Raw genomic sequence first — 25,399 nt, forward strand, 5'->3', positions numbered from 1 at the left:
CCGAATGCCGTCTACCGGGGTCGTCATCGCGGTCTCTGTACCGCCGCCAGGACAGCCAGGCACAGACCCATCGCAGCGGCGAATGCGCCGCTGCTTACTAGGGCTGATTCTGCGAGTCCGGATCCAGTCTGGCTCTTCAATATGCCCGCGATTAGGGCGATTACCAGAGAGAACAGCACGGCGACCGCCAGCCACAAGGGCCGGGCGGTGTCTGGGCCAGCAGGGGGTTGCGTATCCATGGTTCCTTCCTAAGCGCGCCGATTGCAAAAGGCACCTGTGACCAGTACCGATGTACACGATCGCCATCGCATCTGTCGATGACGCTGTCTCGTCGAGGGAATTACCTCAGATCGCTACGAAGATCCTTTAGGGAGCGATTGTCGCTTTCGCGATGCCACGCCGACCAGCCGTCGGTCTCTTGGCCGATGAGGCTCTTGCAGGCCGGAGAGGGCTTCGTGAACACCTCGCCCGTACTAATGCGGATGCAGCCGCCCGCAAGCACGATCGCGTAGTGAGTCTCGCCGATCCGCGGGCGGTTCCATACGAGCCTGTCCCCGGCCGCGAGAAGGTCTTGATCAATAAGGCGTCGCAGCACTCCGGGACGGTTCTCATCAGGGTCCATGTCGATCTTGTCGACGTTCTTGCTGCGGACGCCCAGCAGGATGCGCCGAAGCACGTCGTTGGGAGTTGTCTCCACGAAGGGCTCGGCTTCGTCCTGGAGGGCCTTGTAGACCTCGTTGTCGATGTCGATCTTCGGCAATGCCGCCTCCTGTTTCAGCTGGCAAACTTGGAGACTTGAAATGTATCAGTTTTACAGTTTTGGAGGCAATGGGCTGCAATGCAATGTTGGAACGGAGGTGCTGGGCTGAATACTGTGAGTAGCTGATGCCTCGTAAGTGTTCTCAGAGGGTCGCGGCACACACATCGACGATTGATGCGGGCGGCGCAGCAAGATGACCGGCCTGGTGGGGTAGGCCCGGTGGCCCGATTGGTTCGCCAACGGGGTTCATGAGCAAATCGGTGTGATCTGGCTAGCGGCGGCATCTCCGCATGTGCGCTGAAGGCCCATAAGGGTGTCGACATGGGAAAACGCGGTCAAGATCATCCCGATGATATCCCGTGATCAAGGTCCTATGGCTGCACATGGGTGCGCTTGGCGACCTATCTGGTGTCTGGAAAGCAAAAGACCTGCGGCAGGAAAACCGCAGGTCAGAGGCCGAAATGCCTGATCGGAAGAGTGCCCCCGGCAGGATTCGAACCTGCGGCACCCGCTTTAGGAGAGCGGTGCTCTATCCCCTGAGCTACGGAGGCGGACGCGACAAGCCTAGCGAAGTCTGGGACCGCATGGGCCACAGCCCCGCGGGTGAGTTGCCCGGCCGGTGGGTCAGGGGTGGGACGGGGTGGAGTAAAGGGATCGCAAGCGATCGCCTGGTCGATCATGGTGCGTGGATAGCGTCTCCCGCGTGACGAACAGGGGACGTAAACAAAGGCCCACCGTTCTGGTGGTGGCGATGCTGGCGCCGGCGATCCTGGCCGGGGGGCTGCTGGTGGGGGAGCGGACGGGGTACGAGGCTGCGGAGGTGGTGCCGGGGGGTGCTTCTGTGGAGGCGGAGGCGGCGGGGCTGGCGTTTGAGCCGGTTTATGTGCCGGCGCCGGCTCGGGCTGACCTTACCTATGAGGGGAACGTGCCTGCGCGGCGGGTCAGGGCGCCGGAGGTCGTTGCCAAGGCGGCCAAACCGGTGGTGCGGGAGCCTGAGGTGGTGGTTCGGCGGGAGGCGCGGCCGCCGGTGCGGCGGGTGGCGGAGGCGGCGTGTCCGGGGGAGTGGGAGGAGACCTGGCTGTGGGAGTTGTGCCGGGAGCACGAGCGGGGGCCTGCCTGAGCGGAGGAAAGGGATAACTGCACACCAGGTACGGCGGGCGGCGCGTCCAACTTTGGGTCAAAGCGGTTGAGGGCGTGGTGGACGCCTAGTGAACTGTGGGGAGCGTGGCGGGGATGTGGGTTAAAACCCGCAAACGGGATATAGCCGCTCTCCGGAGTTGGGTCCGGGCACTCAGGGGGCTGTAGTAACGTGCGTGCCTGACCTAGGTAACGAGTGTGCAAACGGAGGGGTCGAACGTGCCATCTCCTCGATCAGCGGGTCTGATCGCGGTCGTCGTGGCGATGACTTCACTGTTCGCACCCCCGGTACGGGCGGAGGTCGCGGCTCCTCCTGTCGTTGTGGGGCAGGTTAAGGATCCGACCAATCTCACCGAGCTTCGGCAGGAGGCTGAGAAGTCGGCCAAGGAGCTTGAGGACGCCACCAAGGTGCTGGAGCAGCGGCGGACGGGCTTCGTCAAGGCGGAGAAGGAGCTCAAGGCGAAGCTGCGGGCGCTTGAGGCGGCGGAGCGGCAGCTTGGTGAGATGCGGGAGCCGGTCTCGCGGCTGGCCGAGCTCTTTTATCAGCAGCCCATCGGCGGGGACGGGATCGTGCCGTTCTTGTCGGGGGAGGCCGGGGTCGGGACGCTTCGGGCGATGAGTGATGCCAGCCAGATCGTCGCGGTTCGGCAGATGGCCGTGGAGCAGACCAGCCGGCTCTATCAGGAGACCGAGCGGCTGGCGGCCGACGCCCAGGAGCTCAGGGCGGGGAACCTGCTGGCCGAGGCGCAGATGGCGGCCGAGATCGAGACGTTGCGGGCGCGGTCGGACAAGATCGTGAAGTCGCTGACCACGGCGCTCGTGAAGATGGGCATCAAGATTGACAAGGTCGGGCGGGCTGCGCTGGCGTGCAACCCGCTGCGGATCACCACGGCCACCGACTATCCCAATGGGCTCATTCCGCGGACGTTCCTCTGCCCGCTGCAGCAGAAGGGGCATCTGCTGCGGGCCGATGCGGCCATCGCGTTCGTCAGCCTCAACGAGGCGTTCCGCAAGCAGTTCGGGCGGCAGATGTGCGTGACCGACGCTTATCGGAGCCTGGCCGAGCAGCAGTCCGTTTACTACCGGCGGCCGGGGTTCGCGGCGGTGCCGGGGCGGAGCAATCATGGGTTCGGGCTGGCCGTGGACTTGTGTGGAGGGGTGGAGAGGTTCCGCTCGGCCGAGTTCAACTGGCTTGAGAAAAACGGCAAGCGGTATGGGTGGTTTCACCCGGACTGGGCGTACAGCAGCCCGTTTGAACCCTGGCATTGGGAGTACGACCCGAAGATCGACCCGCTGATCTAGACGGAGGTCAGCTCCGAGGTGCAGGCGGGGCAGCGCTTCGCGGCCTTCGGGATCTCCGTGAGGCATTCGGGGCAGGCTCGGTGGGTCGCCTCCTCGGCCGCGGCCCTGCGGTCCTTGTAGGACGTGTAGGGCCGGACGATCAGGAAGTACACCACCCCGGCGACCATCAGGAACGAGACCAGCGCGTTGACGAAGTTGCCGTAGTTGAAGCTGGAGCGGCCGATGGTGAACTTCAGCGAGGAGAAGTCGGGCAGGCCGCCGAAGGCGGAGATCAGCGGCGTCAGCAGGTCGGCCACGAACGAGTTGACGATGGCGGTGAAGGCGGCGCCGATGACCACCGCGATGGCCAGGTCGATCACGTTCCCTTGCAGCAGGAACTTCTTGAATCCACTCATGCCGAGAGATCGTAATCGAAAGATCACGCAGAGTCAGGTTTCAGGATGATGCTGAGCCGCCCGCCTGTCTGGGCGGCGGCCAGCTGGCCGGCCTGCGTGGGGGTCGTGGCCAGGACGACGAGGGCGCCGTGGTCGGTTGTGGCTCTGGGGATGGACAGCACCTTCACGTCGTCGGCCACCAACTGGGCCGACTGGCCCTCCCAGGCCGCCAGGACGCCGATCGAGGAGCCGGGTGCGATCAGCGCGGCGGCATCGGGGTCGGCGATGCGCACCGGCGTGGCGACCAGGCCGGGCGGTAGCCGTACCGGATGGAGGAGGCGTACGTCGGTCAGGGGCTCGCCGCGGCGCATCGGGACGGCCAGGACGGCGCCCGCGGGGTGGGCGCGCAGGGCGCCGTCGGGTGGTGCGTTGACCCGGGCCGGACGCAGGTCGCCGGGGCGCAGCGTGCCGGGGGACAGGTCTCGCGCGGCGACCAGGATCTCGGTGCCTGCCGGCGGGCGCAGTGCGAGCAGGGCGGTCAAGGTGGCGACCGCGGCCAGGACCGCGGCCAGCAGGCGGCGCTTCACGGCAGGTCGAAGGGGAGCTTGATGCCGTCGAGGACGGAGCCGCAGGCGCAGGTGCGCTCCTCGGGCAGGGCCTGCACGGTGTCGGCGACCAGGGTGCGCATGCGGACGACGTTTTGCGCGAAGAAGGCCATGACCTCGTCGTGGGTGACGCCCTCGCCGGCCTCCACGCCCGCGTCGAGGTCGGTGACCAGGGACAGGGTCGTGTAGCAGAGGGCGAGTTCGCGGGCGAGGATGGATTCGGGGAAGCCGGTCATGCCGACGATCGTCCAGCCGTTGCCGGCGAACCACCGCGACTCGGCCCGGGAGGAGAAGCGCGGGCCTTCGATGACGACGAGGGTGCCGCCGTCCACGACGTTCCACTCGGTGGCGCGGGCGGCGGTCACGGCGACCGCGCGGCCGGACGGGCAGTAGGGGTCGGCGAAGGACACGTGGACGGCGCCGCCCGCGTCGTAGTACGTCTGCACGCGGCCGGAGGTGCGGTCGACGATCTGGTCGGGGATCACGATCGTGCCGGGGCCGTGCTCGGTGCGCAGGGAGCCCACGGCGCTGGGGGCCAGGACCTGGCGGACGCCCAGCGAGCGCAGCGCCCACAGGTTGGCGCGGTAGGGGATGCGGTGGGGCGGGAAGCGATGGTCGCGTCCATGTCTCGGGATGAACGCCACGGAACGCTCGCCGATGCGGCCGACCGTGACGACGTCGCTGGGTGGGCCGTAGGGCGTGGTGAGGGAGACCTCCTCCGCATCGTCGAGCAGGGAGTAGAAGCCTGAACCGCCGATGACGCCGATGTCTGCACGCATGCCGCAGACATTAGCGGGAGAGATCGGGGTGCGGATGAGGCAGAGCGCGGTTCTGTGGACAACGGTGCGGCTGTGGATAGCGCCACTCCGGAAGGTGGTCAAACGACTACGCACAGTACGATCTCGGGTATGCGGCACAAGGGCCTGGGATTCATCATCGTCGCGCTCATGCTCGGCATGCTGCTGGCGGCGCTCGACCAGACGATCGTCTCCACGGCCCTGCCGACGATCGTGAGCGACCTCGGCGGCCTGGAGCAGCTGTCGTGGGTGGTCACGGGTTACATGCTGGCCAGCACGGTTTCCACGCCTCTGTGGGGCAAGCTGGGTGATCAGTACGGCCGCAAGGGGCTGTTCCTCGGCGCGATCATCATCTTTCTCATCGGATCCGCGCTGTGCGGGCTCAGTCAGAACATGATGCAGCTCATCCTGTTCCGTTCCCTGCAGGGGCTGGGCGGCGGCGGGCTGATGGTGCTGGCCCAGGCGATCGTGGGCGACGTGGTGCCGGCCCGGGAGCGCGGCAGGTACCAGGGGTTCTTCGGCGCGGTCTTCGCCGTCTCCAGCATCGTCGGGCCCCTGCTCGGCGGCCTGTTCGTCGACCACCTGTCCTGGCACTGGGTCTTCTATATCAACTTGCCGATCGGCGCCGTGGCGTTGTTCGTGATCGCCGCCGTGCTGCCCGGCCATGCCACCAAGACCAAGCACAAGATCGATTACGCGGGTGTGGTGCTGATCGGCGGCGCCACGAGCTGCCTGGTCCTCATCGCGACCTGGGGCGGAACCACCTACGAGTGGCTGAGTCCCGAAATTTCGGGACTAGCCGCCGCAGCCCTCGCCCTCCTCATCGCCGCATATTTCGCGGAAAAGCGGGCGGCCGAGCCCATCATGCCCCTCAAGCTCTTCAAGCTCCGCGCCTACACGATGTCGTCCCTCGTCGGCTTCGTGGTGGGTTTCGGCATGTTCGGCGCCCTGACATACCTGCCCCTCTACCTCCAGACGGTTCACGGCGTAAGCGCGACGCTGTCCGGAGTGCACCTGCTCCCGATGATGCTCGGCATGCTGACAATGTCCATCATCAGCGGACAAATCATCTCCCGCACCGGCAAGTACCGATATTTCCCGATCGCTGGCACCTTCATCGCCACCATCGGCATGCTCATGCTCTCCGGCCTGACCGAAACCAGCAGCACCCTGGCCATGAGCGTCGACCTGCTCGTCCTGGGCATCGGCCTGGGCCTGACCATGCAGGTCCTGGTCATCGTGGTGCAGAACGCCGTCGACTTCGACGACCTGGGCGTGGCCACCTCCGGCGCCACGTTCTTCCGCTCGATCGGCGGCTCATTCGGCGTCGCCGTACTCGGCTCGGTCTTCACCACCAGCCTCAATGCTGATATATCCGCACTAATCGCCACGACCAAGCTCCCACCCGGCGTCAACCCGGCAGACGTCCAGAAGGATCCCACCCTGATCCAGAAGCTCCCCGCCCCCCTGGCCCAGGAGTTCCTGCACGTCTACGCCGACGCCATCGCCCACGTCTTCCTGGTCGGCACGCCCATCCTGTTCGTGGCGTTCCTGCTGTCCTGGTTCATCCCGGAACACCGCCTGCGCGAGACCACCAAGGCCGTGGACCTGGGCGAGGGCATGGGCGCGACCTCCGCCGAGCGCTCCTCGCTCGCGGAGGTGGAAAGGGGCCTGGTCCGGCTGGCCGACGCCGACCTGCGCAAGGACTACTACGTACGGCTGGCCTGGCTGACCGGCCTGGACGGCCTCCCTCCCCAGAGCGTCTGGGTCATCGCCAGGCTGGGCGGCGAGGGCTGGGTCAAGGCGGCAGACCTGGCAGAACGGGCGAACGTCACCAGGCGGGAAGGCCGGCCGTACGTGGACAGGCTGACCGAGCGCGGTCTGGTCACGCGCTCGCCCGACGGCGACTCCCTGCGGCTGACCGAGACGGGCGATCAAGCCGCGGAGCGCCTGCTGGAGCAGGCCAGGGCCGGTTTGGAGAGCTTGGTCGCCGACTGGGGGCCGAGTCCGCAGTTGCGGCAGCTGTGTGAGCGGATCGCGCCCGAGCTGCTCGGCGCGGACGCCGACCGGCCGGCGTGATTCAGCTGGAAGCTGCCGCGGGAGCGGCGGCGCTCTTCTCGGAAGAGGTGGAAGACGACTTCTCGGAAGAGGTGGAGCTCTTCTCGGTGGAGGAGGTCGTGGTGGCGGACGTGGACGACGACCGGTTGTCCGTCTTGTAGAAGCCCGACCCCTTGAACACGATGGCAGCGGCCGAGAAGATCTTCCGCAGGCTGCCCTCGCAGGTGGGGCAGACGGTCAGAGCGTCATCGGAGAACTTCTGAACGACTTCGAGAGGCTGCCCGCAGTCGTTGCAGACGTACTGGTAGGTGGGCACGCGTTCCTCCTCTTGCGATTGGCACTCGACCGTGGCGACTGCTAATGGTAACCGATGGGGGCAAACTTTCATTCCAGACCCCGCTCGCCGTACCAACCGGCCAGCTTGCCCCGGCGGCTGACCGCGCGCAGGCGGCGCTCGACCTCCTCGCGGCAGCTCGCGGTGGTCACGACCAGCAGCTGGTCCTCGGCCCGGACCCTCGTGGTGCCGGCGGGCACGAACGAGCGGCCCTCACGCACGACGAGCGTGATCGCCGCCCCGGCCGGCAACCGCAGCTCGAAGATCTCCACACCGTGCAACTGGGAGCCGGGAGGCACCTTGACCTGCAGAAGGTCGGCGTTGAGCTCCTCCAAAGGCGCCGACTCCACCTGAAGGTCGTGCACCTCGCCCGGCGCCCCGACGCCCAGCACCCGCGCCACGAACGGCAGCGTCGGCCCCTGGACCACGGTGAACACGATCACCACGACGAAGACCATGTTGAAGATGCCCTTGGAGTCCGGCGAGGCCGCCCAGGGGATCGTGGCCAGCACGATCGGCACCGCGCCGCGCAACCCCGCCCACGACAGGAACGCCTGCTCCCGCCATCCTGTACGGCCCAGCCGCGCCGCCCAGGCCAGCGCCGCCGAGACCATGACCGAGACGGGCCTGGCCAGGAGCACCAGGACGGTGCCCGCGATGAGGCCGGGCACGATCGCCGCCGGCAGCTCGTTGGGGCTGGCCAGCATCCCGAGCATGACGAACAGCAGGATCTGCGCCAGCCAGGCGGCCCCTTCGGCGAACCCCCTGGTCGCCGCCCGGTGCGGCAGTTGCGCGTTGCCCAGGATCAACGCCGTCATGTAGACGGCCAGGAAGCCGGAACCATGCAGTTGTACGGCCCCGCCGTACGCCAGGAAGGCCAGCGACAGCACCGCGAGCGGATAGAGACCGGAGGCGGCCAGGGCCACGTGGCGCAGCGCGAACGCCCCGATGGGGCCGACGGCCAGGGCGACGGCGGCGCCGATGAGCAGTTCGATGCCGGTCTGCAGGATGAACTCCCCGATACCGGGCACCGGCTTGCTGAACTGGCTGAGCAGCACCACCGCGATGACCGTGGGCGCGTCGTTGAACCCGGACTCGGCCTCCAGGATGCCCCCGAGGCGCGACGGCAGCGGCAATCGGCGCAGAACGGAGAAGACGGCAGCCGCGTCGGTCGAGGCCAGCACCGCGCCCACGATGAGCGCGGTGCGCCAGTCGATGCCGAGCAGCCCGGTGACGGCCAGCGCGACCACGATGATGCTGACGGCCACGCCGACCGTGGCCAGGATGAGCGCGAGGGGTACGGCCCGGCGAACGTGGTTCCAGTTCGTGGTCAGGCCGCCTTCGGCCAGGATGACGGCCAGCGCGGTGAGCCCGATGTGCTTGGCCAGCATCGGGTCCTCGAACTGGATGCCGATGCCGCCCTCGCCCAGCACCAGGCCGAGGCCGAGGAAGAGCAGAAGGCTCGGCAGGCCGCTGCGGTGGGCGATGCGGACGGAGGCGATGGCGGCGATGAAGACGGCGCCACCGAGAAGGAGCCAGAACTCAACGGTCATCTGGCCCCCTCCCTGTTTGTAGTCACATAAGCCTAGTGAGTCCCGCAGGAGTCACTGCATAACGGACGCGCTGGTCGTGGGCTTCGGCGGGTACGCCGTCGATCAGCTCGCCGTCGTGCAGCAGGGCCACGATGGGGACGTTCGGTCCCACCCTGGCCAGGGCGCGGTCGTAGGAACCGCCGCCGCGGCCCAGCCGTACGCCGGTCCTGGCGTCCACGGCGAGCGCGGGAACGATCACCAGCGCGGCGGTGCGGATCGCGTCCACGCCGCGTTTGGTGTCTATGGGCTCCATGATCCCAGAACGTCCGGGTGTGAGGGTATCCGGTCCGTCGTAAACCGCCCAGTCCAGGTCGTCGTCGGCTTTGTGCACAGGCAAGATCACTGTGGCGCCGTGTTTCCACAGAGCGAAGACAAGGCCATGCGTCTCGGGCTCGGAACCGGTAGACCAGTAGCACGCCACCAGCCCGGCCATCTGCACCCACGGCTGATCAAGGAGGGTTTCCCGAATGCTTGTCGCGTTTGCCCGGCGTTGCTCGGGAGAAAGGGACGTGCGCGCCCGGATCAGAGTGCGGCGCAGCTTCATCTTGTCCACAGGTACCTCCACTAGGGTCTACTCATGGCTGACTTCGACCCTGTGACGAAAGCCGTCGTGCCCGCCGCGGGTCTGGGCACCCGGTTCCTCCCGGCGACCAAGGCGACACCCAAGGAGATGTTGCCCATCGTCGACAAGCCCGCGATCCAGTATGTCGTCGAGGAGGCCGCCTCCGCCGGGCTGCTCGACGTCCTCATGGTCACGGGCAAGAACAAACGGTCGATCGAGGACCACTTCGACCGCGCGTTCGAGCTGGAGGAGGTGCTCGAAGCCAAGGGCGACGAGCATCGGTTGTCCCAGGTCCGCGAGCCGGCCTCGCTGGCGACCCTGCACTACGTACGGCAGGGCGAGCCGAAGGGCCTCGGCCACGCGGTGCTCTGCGCCAAGCAGCACGTCGGCGACCACCCGTTCGCCTGCCTGCTCGGCGACGACCTCATCGACTACCGCGACGAGCTGCTCAAGCGCATGATCGAGGTCCGCGGCGCCTACGGCGGCAGCGTGATCGCGCTCATGGAGGTCCCCGAGGAGCAGGTCTCCCTGTACGGCGTGGCCACCATCCAGGCCACCGACGAGGACGACGTGGTCCGGGTGACCGACCTGGTGGAGAAGCCGCCGGTCGCCGAGGCGCCCTCCAACTGGGCCATCATCGGGCGATACGTCATCGACCCGGCCGTCTTCGAGGTGCTGGAGAACACCCCGCCCGGCCGCGGCGGCGAGATCCAGCTGACCGACGCGCTCCGCACGCTGGCCGGCCGCTCCACGGCGGAGGGCGGGCCGGTGCACGGGGTGCTGTTCCGCGGGCGCCGCTACGACACCGGTGACAAACTCGACTATCTGCGCACGGTGGTCAAGTTCGCCGCGGACCGCCCCGATCTTGCCCCAGAGTTCGTTCCGTGGTTGCGGGAGTTCCTCCGTGAAATCGGTTGACGCGCACCTGGCCGAGATCCTGGCCACGGTACGCACCCTGGCGCCGCTCGAGCTCGAGCTCGAGCGGTCGCTGGGCACCACGCTGGCCGAGGAGGTCAGCGCGCCGGTGCCGCTGCCGCCGTTCGACAACTCGGCCATGGACGGCTATGCCGTACGTGCCGCCGATGTCGAGGCGGTTCCGGTCACGCTGCCGGTGATCGACGACGTGGCCGCCGGATCCGACGAACTGCGTGCCGTCGGGCCCGGCCACGCCGTACGCATCATGACCGGCGCGCCCGTGCCGGCCGGCGCGGACGCCGTCGTGCCGGTCGAATGGACCGACGGCGGCACCGTCTCGGTCACGATCGGCCAGAGCGCGCCGGCCGGCAACGCCATCCGCCGCGCGGGCGAGGACGTGCAGGCCGGCGAGGTCGTGCTCCGGCCGGGCACGGTGATCGGCCCCGCGCAGCTCGGCATCGTCGCGGGCGTGGGCCGCCGCCGCGTGTGGGTACGCCCGCGCCCGCGCGTCGTCGTGCTCTCGACCGGCGCCGAACTGGTCGAACCCGGACTCCCGCTGCGCACCGGCCAGATCTGGGACTCCAACAGCTTCACGCTCACCGCCGCCGTCCGCGAGAGCGGCGGCGACGGCTACCGCGCCACGACCGTGGGCGACGATCCGGCCCGTTTCCTGGAGCAGCTCGACGCCCAGCTCGTCCGCGCCGACGCCATCATCACCAGCGGCGGCGTCTCCATGGGCGCCTATGAGCCGGTCAAGGAGGCGCTGTCGCCGCTGGGCACGGTCCGTTTCGAGAAGGTCGCCATGCAGCCGGGCATGCCCCAGGGCTTCGGCGTCGTGGGCGACGACCAGGTGCCGATCTTCGCGCTGCCCGGCAATCCGGTCTCGTCCTTCGTCTCGTTCATGCTGTTCGTACGGCCGGCGTTGCGGAAGATGCGCGGCCTGCCGGCCGGGGCGCCCGAGTCGGTCTCCGCCCAGGTCACGGGCCCCTTGCGGTCGCCGGCCGGGCGGCGTTCCTATCTGCGTGGCGTGCTGGCGGCCGACGGCACGGTGACGCCGGCCCGCGGGCAGGGTTCCCATCAGCTGGCGGCGCTGGCCTCGGCCAACGCCCTCATCGTGGTCCCCGAGGACGTAACCGAGGTGCCCGCAGGGGCTTCTGTGCAGGTGATCAGGCTGTGAGTTTCACCCATCTGGACGAATCAGGCGCTGCCCGCATGGTCGACGTCTCGGCCAAGGACGTCGGCGCCCGCACGGCGACCGCGACCGGCCGCGTGCTGTTGTCGGAAGAGGCGGTGGCGCTGCTGCGCTCCGGCGAGGTGCCCAAGGGCGACGCGCTGGGCGTGGCCAGGATCGCCGGCATCATGGGCGCCAAGCGCACGCCCGACCTCATTCCGCTGTGTCATCCCATCGCGCTGCACGGGGTGAAGGTCACGCTCGAGGTCGTGGACGCGGGCGTGGACATCACCTGCGTGGTGAAGACCGCCGATCGCACGGGCGTGGAGATGGAGGCGCTGACCGCGGTCTCGGTGGCGGCGCTGGCGCTGATCGACATGGTCAAGGCGGTGGACCCGGCGGCGGTGATCACCGACGTGCGGGTCGAGGAGAAGACGGGCGGCAAGACCGGCCACTGGACGCGGCCATGATCCGGGCGTTGGTGATCACGGTCTCGAACCGCGCCTCCGCCGGGGTGTATGCCGATAAATCGGGACCTCTCCTGGTTTCGCTGCTGGGGGAGGCGGGCTGCGACGTGTCCGGCCCCGTCGTGGTGCCCGACGGCGACCCCGTGGAGGTTGCGCTGCGTGACGGAGTCGCGGGCGGATATGACGTGATCGTCACCACCGGCGGCACCGGGCTGACGCCGATGGACTTGACGCCGGAAATAACCGCCCGGGTAATTTCCCGTGAAATTCCGGGCATCGCCGAGGCCATCAGACAGGCGAATCGCGAAAAAGTGCCAACCTCGATTCTTTCCCGTGGCATGGCGGGACAAGCGGGAAACACGCTCATCGTCAACCTGCCCGGCTCCAGCGGCGGAGTGCGGGACGGCGTCGCCGTACTCGCGCCCATCCTTCAGCACGCGGTGGAGCAGATCCGCGGCGGTGACCACCCGCGCTGATCCGTGGCGACATCGTGCCCAATAGGGGGATGATGAGGGTGTGGATCGACTTCGTGGCTGGCCGGCGACTCTGAGCGAAGGCCCGGTGGGTCTTCGGCCGCTGCGGCTGGGAGATGTCCGGGTCTGGCGCGACACCCGCCTGCGCAACGCCGACTGGCTGCGGCCGTGGGAACCGAGCAATCCCGAAACACCCCTGTTCAAAACCGGTCTCGGACCCTACGTGTCCATGGTCGGCACCCTGCGGCGAGAGGCCAGGCAAGGGATGGCGCTGCCCTGGGTGGTCACCTACCAGGGCCGCTTCGCCGGTCAGCTGACCGTCGGCGCCATCGTCTGGGGCTCCGCGCGCTCCGCCCAGGTCGGCTACTGGATCGACGGCGCCCTCGCCGGCCGCGGCATCACCCCCACCGCCCTCGCCATGGCCGTCGACCACTGCTTCTTCACCACCGGCCTGCACCGCCTGGAAGCCAACATCCGGCCCGAAAACCAGGCCAGCAGAAGGGTGGTTGAGAAGCTGGGATTCAGGGAAGAAGGCATTCGGCGTCGCCAACTCCACATCGACGGAGCCTGGCGCGACCACATCTGCTATGCGCTGACCGTCGAAGATGTTCCCGGCGGGCTGCTCGTACAGTGGCGTCGCGCCCGTGAGTCAGCCGCTCACGGAGGGTCTCCGGTAGAAGAGGTTTGACGATCTCGCGACACACCGCATCGAATGCTAGTCAATTAGTGACACGCGGTCTTACGGTGCGTGACGTGAGCACATCGAAGACGCCAAGAAGTCCCAGGCGTTTTCCTGCTGCCCGCATTCTGGTCCGGAGGTGGTCGTGAGCAGCGCCCTCCTCTATCTCGCCATCGTCGTCATGTGGCTGTGCGTCCTCGTACCCATGTGGCTGCGCCGCGACAAGACGAACCTCGCCGAGCTGGCCGAGCTCGAAGAGGAGTACTACACCGGCGAACACCAGCTCCCCGACCTCGAGCAGGTCCAAGGCGCCTCGCTCATGGACCAGGCGGACACCGGCGAATACACCCTGGACGACATCCCGGCACCCGCCGTCGACCCACGCTCGTTCCGGGCCAAGCGCCGGGCCATCATCGTCGCCCGGCGCCGCAGGCTGCTGTTCTTCACCGCGCTGCTCGTGATCGCCTCGCTGGTGACGGCCGCCGTGCGGATGATGCCCTGGTGGGGGGTGGTGCCCTCCCTCGTGGTGACGGCCGCCTACCTGGTGTTCCTGCGCATCGCCGTACAAGTGGATCAGGAACGCCGCCAGCGGGCCAACCAGGCGCGCGCCGAGCGGCGCCGGAGGGTACGCGAGCAGCGGCGGCTGGAGGCGGAGCGGGCCGAGGCCGAGATCATCGAGTTCACGGCTCGGCAACCGGACGTGCTCTTCGATCAGTACGCCGAACCGCCTCGGCGGGCGGTGGGGGACTGAAATGAGTGGCGCGAGGACCCCTGGGAGTTTGCTAACCTGGTCGAGTCCTTGGGGATGTAGCGCAGTCCGGTAGCGCACTTCGTTCGCATCGAAGGGGTCAGGGGTTCGAATCCCCTCATCTCCACCGAGGTCAGAGGCCACTTCTGGATGATCAGAAGTGGCCTTTTTCGTGCCCGAGTGACAACGCGTTTTGAGGATCTGGTCCATCGCTGCGGCCCCTTTCAGCAGGACCGGACGGAGTTGAACGCCTTGATGATCACCTCGATGGTGGTCGGCCCGAGGGCGTCCTCGGGGACGCGTTCAAGGTCGGGCTGGTGCATGGCCCGCCAGCCGTCGGGGAAGTGGTCGTTGGCGACTGTGACCATCAGGGCGGTCAGGATGGGCTGGGCGACGCGGCCGTGGGCGAGCCGGTTTTTCGGATTGCCAGGTCGTGATCGAAGCGTTGGATGCGCCCGTTCAAGCTCTCCGTCTGCGCTCGGATAGGCCCATAAGTGGCTCTTGAGGTAGGGCAGGTCCTGGCGGAATTTGTCCAGGTGGCCGAGATCTCCAGGCCGGATGGTGACCGTCTGCTGGCAGCAGATGGTGGGCCACTGGCAGGTCCGGGGCCGGAGGCAGGACGCGGGGTTTGGCCGCCCGATGGGCGGCTCGCTGCCGGGCATTGGCCAGATCGATCGGGTTCGGTCCACGGGCGAGTTGCTGGTGAAGGCGCTCCAGGCGCGGGCAGCTCAGGGTGGAAGAGAGGTCCCTGCTCCGGGGCACTGTTTGCGGACCGCGGCCGCCGTCTATGAGCAGGGCGCCATGAACGGATCCTGGAAGGCCGCGCTGGTTGGGTTTGTAGTCCAGGACTGGTTGATAGCCGAGCTCGCGGATCGGGCGGGCGAAGTGTTCGATCTTTTGATCGGTGTAGGCGCGGTGCTGGCCGCCCGCGGGGACCGGCGGCTCTTCGCCAAGGGGTACGGCCTCGCCGATCGCGAGCACGCCGTGCCCAACACGTCGCGAACGGCGTTCAGGATCGGTTCCCAGACCAAGACCTTCACCGCGATCGCGCTCCTGCGGCTGCAGGAGCAGGGCAGCCTCCGCGTCGCCGATCCGATCGGCCGCCACCTGCCTGGCTACCCGGACGGCGACGCGATCACGCTGCACCACCTGCTGACCAACACCTCCGGCATCCCCGATTACGTCACGACTGAGGGCTTCACTCACATCATGGGAACGCCGCGCATGAGAGCGTCGCTCATCGCCGACTTCAAGGATCGGCCCCTGCTGTTCGAGCCGGGTGCCCTGCACTCGACGGTCGAGGACCTGCATCGATGGAACCGCGGCCTACCTCGCCTGCTGCGCCCTGCATCGCTCGCGGAGCTGGTCAAGCCACACGCGGTAGCCGACGGGATCGGCTACGGGTACGGCTGTGCGGTACGCGGGGACCGCGTCGAGAGCTCGGGCGGCACCATCGGCTTCGTCAGCGTCTCGGCGCACTACCGTCGCGACGACCTCTTCGTCACCGTGCTGTCCAACATCGAGAACGCCGCGTTCACCGAGATCGAGGCCGCCCTGGCGGCGATCGCTTGCGGCGAGCCCTACGAGTTGCCCAGCCGGCGGGTCTTCGTCACCGTCGACCCTGCCGTCCTCGACCGGTACGCCGGCCGTTACACAATGCGGTACATGGGACGCACCTCCACAATGGACGTCACGCGCGACGGCGACCGGCTGATGGTGGAGGTGCATGGGCTGGCCAGGACGTCATCGCCCGCCCCGCCGCCTGATCTCCTCCCTCAGGCGGACGACGGCCACAACGGTCACCGCGTACCGTCAGGTTGTGATCGTGCCATGCTTCGCCGGCCTTGAGCTTCCGGGCAGTTTGACGTGCGTGGTGCTTGCACAGCGCCAGGATGGCCAGTTCCAGGGTGCGCGATCGAGGAGGTGCCCGCGCGGGTCGCAGCTGTGCGACGAGGTGCGGGTTCGTGGTCGTCGGTTCAGCCGAGCATGATGGCGCCGCCGTCGGCGCTGATGGTCTGCCCGGTCACGTAGCGGGCATCTTCCGACAGGAAGAACAGCACCGGTCCCGCGATGTCGGCGGCCTCGCCGATGCGCCCGAGCGCGACGCCGGACAGGAACTCCTCGCGTTGGTCCCGCGGCAGCCGTTCCCAGTCCGCGCGGGTCGGGTCGGCGAGGATCAGGCCGGGGGCCACGCAGTTCACCCGGATGCCGGCGGGGCCGAGCTCGCGGGCGAGCTGCCGGGTGAAGCCGATCACGCCTGCCTTGGCGGCGGCGTATGCCTGCACGCCGGTGCGCGAGGTGGTACGGCCGGCCCCTGAGGAGATGTTGACGATCGCTCCTCTCCCGGCCCGCTTCATCGCACCGGCGGCGGCACGCGAGCAGTAGAAGACGCCGTCCAGGTTGAGGGCGACCACCGCGCGCCATGCCTCGTCGGAGACCTGGTCGACGGGGGCGCGCGGACCACCGGGGCCGCCCGCGCAGTTGACCAGGAAGTCGATGCGTTCTTCGACGGCCTCGATCTCTTCGAACACCTGCGACACGCCGCGTGAGTCGGTGACGTCGAGGTGCCGCCGCACGGCGCCGTCCAGAGGGACCTCGCGCAGGTCCAGGGCCCAGACCCGCGCTCCCCGGCTCAGCAGGGCGCCGCAGATGGCCTGCCCGATCTCCCCGGCGGCTCCGGTGACGACCGCTACGCCGTTCATCGGTCCTCCCCGGACAGGCGGCGGAAGCGGCTGCCGTGGAAGACGAGTGGCGCGGTCTCGGGAAAGCAGCGCAGCGCCAGCACGCGCAGCAGGGCGATGTGGTGGTCGCCGGCGGGCAGTTCCTCCTGCAGCACGCACTCGAGCCAGGCGGAGGCCCCGCCGATGAGGACCGCTCCGCGAGGGGTGCGCGTCCAGCTCACCCCTGCGAACCGGTCGCCGTCCTTGGCCGACAGCGTCCTGCAGACGCCTTCGTGCCCTTCGGCGAACACGCTCAGCCCGAGCCGGGGCAGCACCCGCAGCCGGGGCCAGGTCGCCGACTCGTTGGCCACGCACACCGACACCAGCGGTGGGGCCAAGGACACCGAGGTGAAGGAGCTGGCCGCCATGCCCGCGGGTTCGGCGTCATCCACCCCGCACAACGCGACGACCCCGCTGGGGAAGCAGCCGTAGGCCCGGCGCAGCGTGGCGGGGTCCGCCTCACTCGTCAGGCCGATCTGGTCAGCTGCGGCAACGCGGATGCCAGCCATCGGTCGAACACCTCCTCCTTGTCGTAGTCCGACTCCAGGACGTACAGGGCCCGGGTGGGGCAGGTGGCGCCCAGCTCCACCAGGACCGGTTTGAGCAGCAGTTCGGGAGCCAGGGCATGGGCCGGGCCGGCGCCGACCATCAGCGGCACGGCGACCACGCCGGCCAGCGCGTCGGCGGGCAGCAGGTCGAGGAAGACCTTGAGCAGTCCCGTGTAGGTGGCTTTGAAGGTCGGGCTGGCCACGATCACGACCTCGGCCGCGCGCACGGCCGCCAGGGCGGCCTCGACGCGGGGATCGCCCGCCGCCAGGAGCGCCGGGCCCAGCTCGGCCAGCTCCACCACCGGCCCGGGCGGTTGCGCCAGCTTCGCCGCCAGTGTGCGGGCGGCGGCAGCCGTACGGGAGGCCGGGCGGGGGTTTCCCACGACGGTGACCAGCGCGGTCATCGGACCCAGCTCTCGCGCAGGACGCGCAGCACGTTTCCGCCGGTGACCTTGGCGATGTCCGCGTCGGGCCAGCCGTGCCCGACCAGCCACGCGACGGCGTTGCGCAGGCTCTCGCCCGGGTTCTCCATGCCCGCGCAGTACTCCACCCGCTCCGGCACCGGGTTCCGCACGCCGACCTTGGTCAGCGGGTCGGGCTCACCCTGCGGCCCGGGCAGGTCGCCGGTGCCGAACAGCGAGGCGAAGACCCGGTGGACGCCGACGTGGTCGCCGAAGAGGGTGTCGGGTCCGAACGTCACATGGTCGAGGCCCATCAGCTCGACGCAGTACAGGAAGTGGTCCATCACGGAGTCGATCGAGTGCCGGGGATGAGCCTCGGAGACGGTCGAGTGCGGCGCGGCCTCCACGCCCAGCAGACCGCCCGCGCCGGCCAGGGCGCGCAGCACCACGTCCGGCTTCATGCGTTCGGTCGGCCAAACCGTCCGGGCCCCCGCGTGCGTGATCATCACAGGTGCGGCCGAGGCTTCGATGGCGTCCAGGCTCGTACGGTCCCCCGCATGGGAGAGGTCGATCGACATGCCCAGGCGGTTCATCCTGTCCACGACCTGGCGTCCGAACCTGGTCAGGCCGCCGTCGCGGTCCTCGGCCAGCCCGCTGCCGATCTGGTTGGCGCCGTTGTAGACCAGGCCGAGCTGGCGCACGCCGAATCCGTAGAGCAGGTCGAGCCGGTCGAGTTCGTTCTCGATGGGCGTCGCCGCCTCGATGGCCAGCACGAGCGCGATCTGCCCGCTCTCCCGGCAGTCGAGGATCTCGCGCACGCTCCGCGCGATCCGCACCCGGTCCTGGTGGGCCACGTCCGCCAGCCGCATGCCGACGTCGTGCACCACGTCTTCCCACTTCCAGCCGTGGTGGCTGGTGATGCATCCGGTCGGGCCCATCATGTTGTCGAAGACCACGTCCACCCCGGAGGCGGCGAGCGCCCGGTAGGCCAGGTGCTCGCGGCCCGAGCGCGCGTAGGCGGGGGCCTGGTCGATGTCGCGCGGGTAGATCTGGGGGTGCTCGTGCAGGTTGATGATGAGGTGCTCGCGCATGAACCGTTCGGCCCGCTCGGCCTGTTCGGGGCTCAGTCCCGGCTCGTACGGCTGCACGCGGTCGAACTCCGTGTCCAGGTCGAAGGGTGTGTAGCGCTCGCCCAGGTAGGCGAACGAGGTGTAGTCAGCAGGCATCGAGCCTCCTTCGGGTGATCTGGGCGAGGACGGCGACCGCGTCCTCGATGAGGCCGTCGTCGAAGCGGGCCCGGGGGCTGTGGTTGCCCGGCGCCGCGTCGCCGTCCGCGCCGAAGAGGGCGAACGCGCCGGGGACGGCGGCGAGCACGTGGGCGTAGTCGTCGCCCGCGGGCAGCGGGTGGGGCAGCGTGGCATACCGCCCCGGGCCGAGGGTTTCGCGCACCACCTGCTCCAGCAGGGCGACCTCCTGCGCGTCGTTGACGACCGGCGGGTACCCCTGTTTCCACACCACTTCGGCCCGCAGGCCGTGCGCCTCGGCCACGCCGGTGGCGATGCGGTGCACGCCGTCGGCGACGAGCCGTTCGGCCGCGGGGGAGAAGGTGCGGGCGGTGCCGGTCAGCAGGATCTCGTCGGGGATCACGTTGTGCGCCTGGCCGCCGTGCACGCTGCCGAAGCTGACCACGGCCGGATCGGCCGGGCCGAAGCGGCGGGCGGCGAACACCTCGACGGCGGTGATGATCTCCGCGGCCACCGGTATCGGGTCCCGCGTCTGATGCGGGAAGCCGCCGTGGCCTCCTGCGCCTTGGACGTGCACCGTGAACTCGGCGGCCGCCGCGTGCGAGGCGCCCGCGCGGCCGCCGAACACGCCGTGCAACAGCGTCCCGGACAGGGCGTGCACGCCGTAGGAGGCGACCGGGATCTCGCCGGCGGCCTCCAGCAGGCCCTCGGCCAGCATCAGCGCCATGCCGTCGTGGCCCTCCTCGCCCGGCTGCCAGGCCAGGACGACCGAACCCGGCAGGCTGTCGCGGGTCGCGGCGAGTTCACGGGCGACGCCGACGAGGATCGCGGTGTGCAGGTCGTGACCGCAGGCGTGCATCGCCCCGGGAACCTCGGAGGCGAACGGCTCGCCGGACTCCTCCGTCAGCGCGAGCGCGTCCATGTCGGCGCGCAGCAGCACGACCGGTCCCGGGCGCCCGCCGCGCAGCACCGCGACCACTGAGCTGAGCGCTCGGCCGTGCCGGATCTCCAGTGGCAGGCCGGCCAGCGCGGCGGTGACGCGGCGCTGGGTCTTCGGCAGCGCGAGCCCGATCTCGGGCTCGCGGTGGATCGCCCTGCGCAGCTGTCTCAGCGCGTGCATGTCAGCAGCCGCCGGCCGTTGTCGACCAGGATCGCGCGCCGCTGCTCCGGCGTGAGCAGGGGCGTGCCGCGCAGCTCGGCCACCAGCTCGGTGCCGAGGCCGGTGTGTGTGAACGGCCAGTCGCTGCCGAAGACCAGCCGCTCGGGCCCGACGAGCCGCAGGATCGCCGGAAGCTGGTCGGGTGTGACGCTGCCCGCCAGGTCGTAGTGGAACCTGCGCAGCGACTGCAGGAAGTCCGGGATGTCGTGGCCGTCGGCGTTGGCCCGCCAGACGTTGCGCGCGACCCGCTGGGCCAGCATGGGCAGCGCCGCGCCCGCGTGCGGGACGATCAGTTCGATGCCGTCGTTGCGGGCCATCGTGCCGGAGAAGATCAGGTTGATCACGGTCCGGGTGGTCTCGAAGAAGTACTCGTACATGGTGCGCGACCACCCCTGCATCACCCCCGGCACGAGCACGCTCGGGCTCATGGGGTGCAGCCGGACCAGCGCGCGCCGGCGCGACAACTCGGCGAAGACCGGTTCCAGCCGCGCGTCGCCCAGATAGACGCCGCGGTTGTTGGTCATGAGGTTGATTCCGTCCGCGCGGAGCGTGTCCAGCGCGTACTCCAGCTCCGCCAGTGACCCGTCCACGTCCGGCAGCGGCAGCGTGGCGAAGAACCCGAAGCGCCCCGGGTGCTCCTGTGCGGCCCGCGCACCGCCCTCGTTGGCCAGGCGCGCGGTGACCCGGCCCTCGGCGAAGTCGTCGGAGAGTTGCACGCCGGGCGTGGAGATCGACAGAACGGCGGTCTCGATGCCCCACTGGTCCAGCACCTCCAGATGCCGCGCGGAGCTCCACTCGGGCAGGCCGCCCACGTGACCGTCCGGCTTGTCGTAGCCCGCGGCCAGCACGCGCTCGCGGTAGCCGTCCGGGATGAAGTGCACGTGCAGGTCTACCGCGCGCAGCGCCGCGCGCCCGGAGACGGGATCGGCGTAGGCCGCGGCCAGTTCCCGTTCGGACCAGGTGCCCATCGGGTCGGCGCTCGCCGTCACCACGACCACCCCCGCCGCGCCGGCGGCGTCCACACGCCGGCCTTCTCCAGATGGGGGAAGACCGCGCCGAGCCGGGCGACCTCCTCCGGCGCCCACATCAGGTTGAGGATCATGAAGCCGCGCAGTCCGGTCTCGCGGTGGATGTGGATGAACTGCTCGGCCACCTCCTCGGCGGTGCCGACCAGCACGCTGCTGCCCGCCGCCATACCGATCTTGCGGGCAGCCTCGTCGAAGTCGCCGCCGCCGTAGGTGTCCTGGTAGGTCTGGCTGCCGCCGAGGAAGCCCTTGGCCCAGCCTCTGGCCGCCTCCATGTCGATGGAGTCGCGGATCCAGGCGTACTTCTCCTGCGCCTGGTGATGGGTGTCGCCGATGACCACGCCGATCGATCCGGCCATGTTCACCTCCAGGGGCGAGCGGCCCTTCGCCTCGGTGAGCGCGGACAGGTTCTCCACCGGCTCGCGCACCTTGGCCAGGTCGTCCACCACGGCGAAGAACGCGTAGTCGCAGCTTTGCGAAATGAACTCCTGGCCCGCCGGCGACACTCCGGCGTTGAACAGCAGGGGCCAGGGCTCCTGCAGCGGGTACGGCCCGCGCGGCGTGCCGCGGAAGCGGTAGTACTCGCCCTCGAACTCCACGCGTTCCCCGCGCGCCGCCCACAGCGCCTTGACCGCCTCGACCGACTCGGCGGCCATGGCGTAGCGGGCGTCGTGCTCCACCACGTCGATGCCGAGGAGGTCGGCCTCCGATCCCTTGGAGCCGGGGACGACGTTCCAGCCCCAGCGGCCGCCGCTCAGCACGTCGAGGTTGGCCCCGAGACGCGCGATCACGGCGGGCGGCAGGTAGCGGGTGTGCATGGTGGTGACCACCCCGATGTGCCGGGTGGCGGCCATCACGATGGGGGCGTAGATCGGCGCCGAGACACAGGGCTCCCCGTGGCCGACGCGAGCGTTGCCCGGTCCGTGGTGGGTGTAGCCGTCGGCGAAGAAGACGAAGTCGACACCGGTGTTCTCGGCGACGCGGGCCAACTCCGTGTGCGTGTCCACGGACAGCACGTCGGGGTTGCGGTCCGCCATCTCCTTGGAGGTGATGTTGGGCGTCGGCGAGTTCATCCACATCATGCCGAAGCGCAACTGCCCGTCGGGGCGGCGTGGCTTGGAGGTCACAGGTCCTGTTTCCCTTCTATGTCGTTCAGGAAGGCGCGCACCGTGGTCAGCCACGACTCGCGTTCCTCGATCTGTGGTGAGTGTCCGGACCGCTCGAAGATCACGAGCTTGCTGTCGGGGATGCCTGCCGCCAGTTCTTCGCCGGCCTCCACCGGGGCTGGATGTTGAGCCAGAGCCGCCGCAGATCCTCGTCATCGGTCACCCGGTCGGTGAACATGCGCTCCAGCTCGGTCAGGTCGACCCCTCGGCCCATGTGCTCGGCGCGGCGGCGGGCCCGAGTCCGGAAGTCGTCGGTCGCGGCTGTGTCGCGCAGCAGCAGCGCCCGCACCCGGGCGGGATGGCGCAGCGCGTACTCCAGGCAGATGAAGCCTCCGTAGGAGCCGCCCGCCAGCACGATCCGTTCCGCGCCCGTCCACTCCCGCAGCGCGTCCACGTCGGCCACCCACTGCTCGCGTGTGTACGGCGGCGCCGCCCCGCTCTGGCCGCTTCCTCTGGCGTCGAACACGATCACGCGGTAGCGGTCGGCCAGCGCGCCCCAACTGGCCTTCGGCTCGGCCCTGGTGCTGAGTCCCGGCGCGCCGTGGTGGGCGATGATCACTGGAGCGTTCCTGTCGCCGAGGTCCTCGACCTCCAGCGCGTTGCTGTTGATCACGACGCGCATGGCTCCTCCTTCTTGAGCAGGGCGACGAGCAGGGCGCAGGCCACCATCAGGGCGGCGCCGATCAGCCAGACGGTGACGAACGCCGACTCGGCGGGCACTGTCCCCCCGGCCATCACCACGGTGCTGAGGATGACGCCGAAGACCGTCGCGCCGACCGAGGCGGCGGCGCTGCGCAGCAGGTTGTACAGGCCGGAGGTCACCCCTGCTTCGGTGGCGGGGCTTCGCTTCAGCAGCATGGACGGGATGATCGCGAAGACGATGCCGCTGCCCAGCCACTCCAGGCAGGTTCCGATGAGGAAGGCGGGGACGGAGCCGTGCAGGAGCGCGAGCTGCAGGTAGCCGATCGCGATGATCAGTGCGCCGATGGCCAGGGCCGACCGGTCGCCCACGCGCGCGGCCAGCCTCGCCGTGACGGCCGAGCCGAGGGAGGCGGCGCACGAGGAGGGGAACAGCAGCAGCCCGATCTGCGCGGCGCTCAGGCCGAGGCCGTACCCGTGATCGTCGGGAAGTCCGGCGTAGATCGACCGCAGGGCGTTCTGCCCGAGCAGGACGAATCCCATGAGCGCCGTGACGGCCAGCAGCGGCGCGGTGTGGCGGCGGGCGAGTCGGCGCAGGTCCACCAGCGGCTCGGGGGTGCGCAGCGCGTACCACGCCCACGCCAGCATGACCACCAGACCGGCCAGTGCCAGGCCCCAGTCCTTCTTGGAGACGCCCAGCAGGAACGCTCCCATGCCCGCGCCGATGAGCAGGACGCCGAGCCAGTCGACGCGGCCCAGCGCCCTGGTGGTGGTCTCCGGCACCAGAGCGAACGGGATGACCAGGCACAAGGCCATGAGCAGCGCGGGCACCCACAGCGTGATGGTCAGATCGCCGGTCCAGGCCAGTGTCGCGCCGCCGAGCAGCCCGCCGACGGCCGAGCCGAGCGTCAGGCTGGCCACGATGACCCCGATGCCCGCGCCGCTGGTGCCGCCGGAGCTGTCGCGGATCATCGCGAAGTTCAGCGGGAGGAACGTGGTCATGGCGCCGACCAGGACGCGCCCGGCCAGGAAGACGCCGTAGTCCGGCGCCACGGCGACGACGACCAGGCCGATGGTGGCCATCGCCACCGCGATCCGCAGCATGCGCCGGTGGCCGTAGCGGTCGCCGAGTTTCGTGAGGATCGGCACGTAGAGCGCCGATGCCAGCAGGTTGGCGGAAATCGCCCAGCTCAGCCCTCCGGCGTCGACGCCGTAACGTTCCCCGATGGCCGGGAGGGCGGGAAGGAGCCAGGATTGGTCGAGGCCGTTCGCGAATTCCAGAACGGCGAGATAGCGGACGGTGCGGCGCGCTTGACCTGCGGAAACAAGTTCAGCGCGCTCATCTGGGATGGATGCCACGGCGTCTCCTCGAGTGCTCGCCGCCATGTTTTGCGAGGATCGGTGCTTTTGTCACCTATTTGACCTGTTCTGCGGCTAACATCGGCAGCATTCGTCACCAGGAGCACAGTCATGCCGGATTCCGTCATCCTCCCCGAGGAAGATCTGAAGCTGATCCACGCTCTCCAGGTCAACGCGCGCGCCAGCTGGACCACGATCGCGCAGGCCCTCGACGTGGACCCGGCCACCGCCGCCCGCCGCTGGGCCAGGCTGGAATCCTCCGGCGACGCCTGGGTCGCCGCCTACCCGCTGCGCGAACCGGCCCACGCGGGCGCGATCGTCGAGGTCTGCTGTACGGCGGGCCGCGCGCTGGCCGTCGCGGAGAAGCTCGCCGAGGACCCCCACTGCATGAACGTCGACATCACGACCGGAGCGCGCGACGTCATGCTGACGGTCACCACCCGCTCGACGGCGCAGCTGTCGGAATACCTCCTGCACCGCTTCGACGGCATGGCAGGGGTCAGGACGGTCACCGCGCACCTGGCCTTCCGGGTCCACACCAGCGGGGCGCACTGGCGTATGGGCGTGCTGACGCCACGGCAGGAGCGCGCGCTGACGAAGAGCTACCCGGTCGTGGAGCCTCCTGTGGCCGGCCCGCCGGAGTGGGCGATGGCGGTCGCCCTCGGACAGAACGGGCGGCTCGCCGTCACCGACCTGGCCGCCTCCTGCGGCGTGAGCGAGGCCACCGTACGCCGCAGGCTCCCGGCCCTGCTGGGCAGCGGCCAGCTCATCCTGCGCTGTGAGGTCGCGAGGGAACGCTCGGGCTACCCGGTGGGGGTCTGGTACTTCCTGCGGGTGGCGGCGGCCAAGGCCAACGAGATCGGCATCGCCATCGGCCGGCTGCCCCAGGTCAGGATGAGTGCCACGGTGGACGGCCCGGCGAACCTGATCGTGCAGGCATGGGTGCCGGCCCGCGACCAGATCACCGAGTTCGAATCCCGGCTCTGCCGCGCGCTGCCGGGCGTCGAGGTCGTGGACCGTTCGGTGATGCTCCGTACGGCCAAGCGGGTCGGTCGCCGCATCGGGGAGAACGGCCGCGCCACCGCCGTCACCTCGACGGACATCCGCCTCCCGATTCCCCGCGAGCAGCGGCCGGCCCGGTAGGGACGTCCGGCCCGGCCAAGA

At 69.3% G+C, this 25,399-nt stretch carries 29 protein-coding genes and 2 tRNA genes; 12 read left to right on the plus strand and 19 right to left on the minus strand.

Features of this window, described 5'->3' with window-relative positions; all coding sequences use genetic code 11:
- Window positions 1-340 precede the first annotated feature (340 nt).
- Both FVE25_RS23765 and FVE25_RS23770 read right to left on the minus strand, forming a co-directional pair.
- Window positions 341-760 (minus strand): restriction system modified-DNA reader domain-containing protein, encoded by a 420-nt coding sequence (locus FVE25_RS23765; protein ID WP_157249249.1) that lies wholly within the window; start codon window positions 758-760, stop codon window positions 341-343.
- A 478-nt stretch (window positions 761-1,238) separates the two neighbouring features.
- Window positions 1,239-1,311, minus strand: a tRNA-Arg gene (locus FVE25_RS23770).
- Between the two features lie 152 nt (window positions 1,312-1,463).
- Here FVE25_RS23770 and FVE25_RS23775 point away from each other — a divergent pair.
- On the plus strand, window positions 1,464-1,880 hold the full coding sequence (locus FVE25_RS23775; RefSeq protein ID WP_157249250.1) for a hypothetical protein: 417 nt from the start codon (window positions 1,464-1,466) through the stop codon (window positions 1,878-1,880).
- 281 nt (window positions 1,881-2,161) lie between these two features.
- Window positions 2,162-3,199, plus strand: coding sequence for a M15 family metallopeptidase (locus FVE25_RS23780; protein ID WP_157249251.1), 1,038 nt, complete (start codon window positions 2,162-2,164; stop codon window positions 3,197-3,199).
- On the opposite strand, the gene mscL is transcribed toward FVE25_RS23780, so the two are convergent.
- The 3 genes from mscL to FVE25_RS23795 are packed head-to-tail and all read right to left on the minus strand — an operon-like array spanning window position 3,196 to window position 4,957.
- Complete coding sequence (gene mscL / locus FVE25_RS23785; protein WP_157249252.1) at window positions 3,196-3,594, minus strand: large conductance mechanosensitive channel protein MscL; 399 nt, start codon at window positions 3,592-3,594, stop codon at window positions 3,196-3,198. The genes FVE25_RS23780 and mscL overlap by 4 nt on opposite strands.
- Before the next feature lie 23 nt (window positions 3,595-3,617).
- Entirely contained in the window at window positions 3,618-4,160 is a 543-nt protein-coding gene (locus tag FVE25_RS23790; protein ID WP_157249253.1) for an SAF domain-containing protein, read from the minus strand.
- Complete coding sequence (locus tag FVE25_RS23795; protein ID WP_157249254.1) at window positions 4,157-4,957, minus strand: S-methyl-5'-thioadenosine phosphorylase; 801 nt, start codon at window positions 4,955-4,957, stop codon at window positions 4,157-4,159. The genes FVE25_RS23790 and FVE25_RS23795 overlap by 4 nt, the downstream gene beginning before the upstream one ends.
- A 129-nt stretch (window positions 4,958-5,086) precedes the next feature.
- Here FVE25_RS23795 and FVE25_RS23800 point away from each other — a divergent pair, with 129 nt between their 5' ends.
- A complete protein-coding gene (locus FVE25_RS23800; RefSeq protein ID WP_157249255.1) occupies window positions 5,087-7,054 on the plus strand; it encodes an MFS transporter in 1,968 nt (655 codons plus the stop codon).
- A gap of 1 nt (window position 7,055) precedes the next feature.
- Here the strand turns inward: FVE25_RS23800 and FVE25_RS23805 are convergent, their stop codons facing one another.
- From FVE25_RS23805 to FVE25_RS23815, 3 genes are all read right to left on the minus strand, one after another.
- Window positions 7,056-7,349, minus strand: coding sequence for an FmdB family zinc ribbon protein (locus FVE25_RS23805; RefSeq protein ID WP_157249256.1), 294 nt, complete (start codon window positions 7,347-7,349; stop codon window positions 7,056-7,058).
- A gap of 68 nt (window positions 7,350-7,417) precedes the next feature.
- The gene (locus FVE25_RS23810) at window positions 7,418-8,920 is read right to left on the minus strand and encodes a potassium/proton antiporter (RefSeq protein WP_157249257.1); all 1,503 of its coding nucleotides are present in this window, start codon (window positions 8,918-8,920) and stop codon (window positions 7,418-7,420) included.
- A 22-nt stretch (window positions 8,921-8,942) separates the two neighbouring features.
- The gene (locus tag FVE25_RS23815) at window positions 8,943-9,503 is read right to left on the minus strand and encodes a 5-formyltetrahydrofolate cyclo-ligase (protein ID WP_157249635.1); all 561 of its coding nucleotides are present in this window, start codon (window positions 9,501-9,503) and stop codon (window positions 8,943-8,945) included.
- A gap of 33 nt (window positions 9,504-9,536) precedes the next feature.
- Between FVE25_RS23815 and galU the strand changes: the two genes are divergently transcribed.
- From galU to FVE25_RS23850, 7 genes are all read left to right on the plus strand, one after another.
- Window positions 9,537-10,439 (plus strand): UTP--glucose-1-phosphate uridylyltransferase GalU, encoded by a 903-nt coding sequence (gene galU, locus FVE25_RS23820; protein ID WP_157249258.1) that lies wholly within the window; start codon window positions 9,537-9,539, stop codon window positions 10,437-10,439.
- Window positions 10,426-11,613: a molybdotransferase-like divisome protein Glp gene (glp, locus tag FVE25_RS23825; RefSeq protein ID WP_157249259.1), complete on the plus strand. Its 1,188-nt coding sequence runs from the start codon at window positions 10,426-10,428 to the stop codon at window positions 11,611-11,613. Before galU ends, glp begins: the two co-directional genes overlap by 14 nt.
- Complete coding sequence (gene moaC / locus FVE25_RS23830; RefSeq protein ID WP_157249260.1) at window positions 11,610-12,077, plus strand: cyclic pyranopterin monophosphate synthase MoaC; 468 nt, start codon at window positions 11,610-11,612, stop codon at window positions 12,075-12,077. Before glp ends, moaC begins: the two co-directional genes overlap by 4 nt.
- The gene (locus FVE25_RS23835) at window positions 12,074-12,550 is read left to right on the plus strand and encodes a MogA/MoaB family molybdenum cofactor biosynthesis protein (RefSeq protein ID WP_157249261.1); all 477 of its coding nucleotides are present in this window, start codon (window positions 12,074-12,076) and stop codon (window positions 12,548-12,550) included. Before moaC ends, FVE25_RS23835 begins: the two co-directional genes overlap by 4 nt.
- 40 nt (window positions 12,551-12,590) lie before the next feature.
- Window positions 12,591-13,235: a GNAT family N-acetyltransferase gene (locus FVE25_RS23840; RefSeq protein WP_157249262.1), complete on the plus strand. Its 645-nt coding sequence runs from the start codon at window positions 12,591-12,593 to the stop codon at window positions 13,233-13,235.
- A gap of 136 nt (window positions 13,236-13,371) precedes the next feature.
- Entirely contained in the window at window positions 13,372-13,977 is a 606-nt protein-coding gene (gene sepX / locus FVE25_RS23845) for a divisome protein SepX/GlpR (RefSeq protein ID WP_157249263.1), read from the plus strand.
- 50 nt (window positions 13,978-14,027) lie between these two features.
- Window positions 14,028-14,101: transfer RNA gene (locus tag FVE25_RS23850), tRNA-Ala, on the plus strand.
- 97 nt (window positions 14,102-14,198) lie between these two features.
- On the opposite strand, the gene FVE25_RS23855 is transcribed toward FVE25_RS23850, so the two are convergent.
- On the minus strand, window positions 14,199-14,342 hold the full coding sequence (locus FVE25_RS23855) for a hypothetical protein (protein ID WP_157249264.1): 144 nt from the start codon (window positions 14,340-14,342) through the stop codon (window positions 14,199-14,201).
- Between the two features lie 190 nt (window positions 14,343-14,532).
- Between FVE25_RS23855 and FVE25_RS23860 the strand changes: the two genes are divergently transcribed.
- Window positions 14,533-15,822: a serine hydrolase gene (locus tag FVE25_RS23860; protein ID WP_181019688.1), complete on the plus strand. Its 1,290-nt coding sequence runs from the start codon at window positions 14,533-14,535 to the stop codon at window positions 15,820-15,822.
- A gap of 128 nt (window positions 15,823-15,950) precedes the next feature.
- Here FVE25_RS23860 and FVE25_RS23865 read toward each other — a convergent pair whose 3' ends face one another.
- The 10 genes from FVE25_RS23865 to FVE25_RS23905 are packed head-to-tail and all read right to left on the minus strand — an operon-like array spanning window position 15,951 to window position 24,235.
- Complete coding sequence (locus tag FVE25_RS23865) at window positions 15,951-16,676, minus strand: SDR family NAD(P)-dependent oxidoreductase (RefSeq protein WP_157249266.1); 726 nt, start codon at window positions 16,674-16,676, stop codon at window positions 15,951-15,953.
- Window positions 16,673-17,203: a flavin reductase family protein gene (locus FVE25_RS23870; RefSeq protein WP_157249267.1), complete on the minus strand. Its 531-nt coding sequence runs from the start codon at window positions 17,201-17,203 to the stop codon at window positions 16,673-16,675. Before FVE25_RS23870 ends, FVE25_RS23865 begins: the two co-directional genes overlap by 4 nt.
- The gene (locus FVE25_RS23875) at window positions 17,161-17,646 is read right to left on the minus strand and encodes an NAD(P)H-dependent oxidoreductase (protein WP_157249268.1); all 486 of its coding nucleotides are present in this window, start codon (window positions 17,644-17,646) and stop codon (window positions 17,161-17,163) included. Before FVE25_RS23875 ends, FVE25_RS23870 begins: the two co-directional genes overlap by 43 nt.
- The gene (locus FVE25_RS23880; protein WP_157249269.1) at window positions 17,643-18,869 is read right to left on the minus strand and encodes a dipeptidase; all 1,227 of its coding nucleotides are present in this window, start codon (window positions 18,867-18,869) and stop codon (window positions 17,643-17,645) included. Before FVE25_RS23880 ends, FVE25_RS23875 begins: the two co-directional genes overlap by 4 nt.
- Complete coding sequence (locus tag FVE25_RS23885) at window positions 18,859-20,007, minus strand: M20 metallopeptidase family protein (RefSeq protein ID WP_157249270.1); 1,149 nt, start codon at window positions 20,005-20,007, stop codon at window positions 18,859-18,861. The genes FVE25_RS23880 and FVE25_RS23885 overlap by 11 nt, the downstream gene beginning before the upstream one ends.
- Window positions 19,995-21,068, minus strand: a complete 1,074-nt coding sequence (locus tag FVE25_RS23890; RefSeq protein ID WP_219825620.1) for an amidohydrolase family protein — start codon at window positions 21,066-21,068, stop codon at window positions 19,995-19,997. The genes FVE25_RS23885 and FVE25_RS23890 overlap by 13 nt, the downstream gene beginning before the upstream one ends.
- A complete protein-coding gene (locus FVE25_RS23895; protein ID WP_157249271.1) occupies window positions 21,032-22,198 on the minus strand; it encodes an LLM class flavin-dependent oxidoreductase in 1,167 nt (388 codons plus the stop codon). Before FVE25_RS23895 ends, FVE25_RS23890 begins: the two co-directional genes overlap by 37 nt.
- Entirely contained in the window at window positions 22,195-22,350 is a 156-nt protein-coding gene (locus FVE25_RS54410) for an alpha/beta fold hydrolase (protein WP_219825643.1), read from the minus strand. Before FVE25_RS54410 ends, FVE25_RS23895 begins: the two co-directional genes overlap by 4 nt.
- Window positions 22,299-22,859 (minus strand): alpha/beta fold hydrolase, encoded by a 561-nt coding sequence (locus FVE25_RS23900; protein ID WP_219825621.1) that lies wholly within the window; start codon window positions 22,857-22,859, stop codon window positions 22,299-22,301. The genes FVE25_RS54410 and FVE25_RS23900 overlap by 52 nt, the downstream gene beginning before the upstream one ends.
- Window positions 22,847-24,235: an MFS transporter gene (locus tag FVE25_RS23905; protein WP_157249272.1), complete on the minus strand. Its 1,389-nt coding sequence runs from the start codon at window positions 24,233-24,235 to the stop codon at window positions 22,847-22,849. Before FVE25_RS23905 ends, FVE25_RS23900 begins: the two co-directional genes overlap by 13 nt.
- Window positions 24,236-24,346: 111 nt before the next feature.
- On the opposite strand from FVE25_RS23905, the gene FVE25_RS23910 reads away from it, so the two are divergent.
- Window positions 24,347-25,378: an Lrp/AsnC family transcriptional regulator gene (locus FVE25_RS23910; protein WP_157249273.1), complete on the plus strand. Its 1,032-nt coding sequence runs from the start codon at window positions 24,347-24,349 to the stop codon at window positions 25,376-25,378.
- Window positions 25,379-25,399: the final 21 nt, after the last annotated feature.

The sequence above is a fragment of the Nonomuraea typhae genome (assembly GCF_009760925.1).
Classification (GTDB): domain Bacteria; phylum Actinomycetota; class Actinomycetes; order Streptosporangiales; family Streptosporangiaceae; genus Nonomuraea; species Nonomuraea typhae.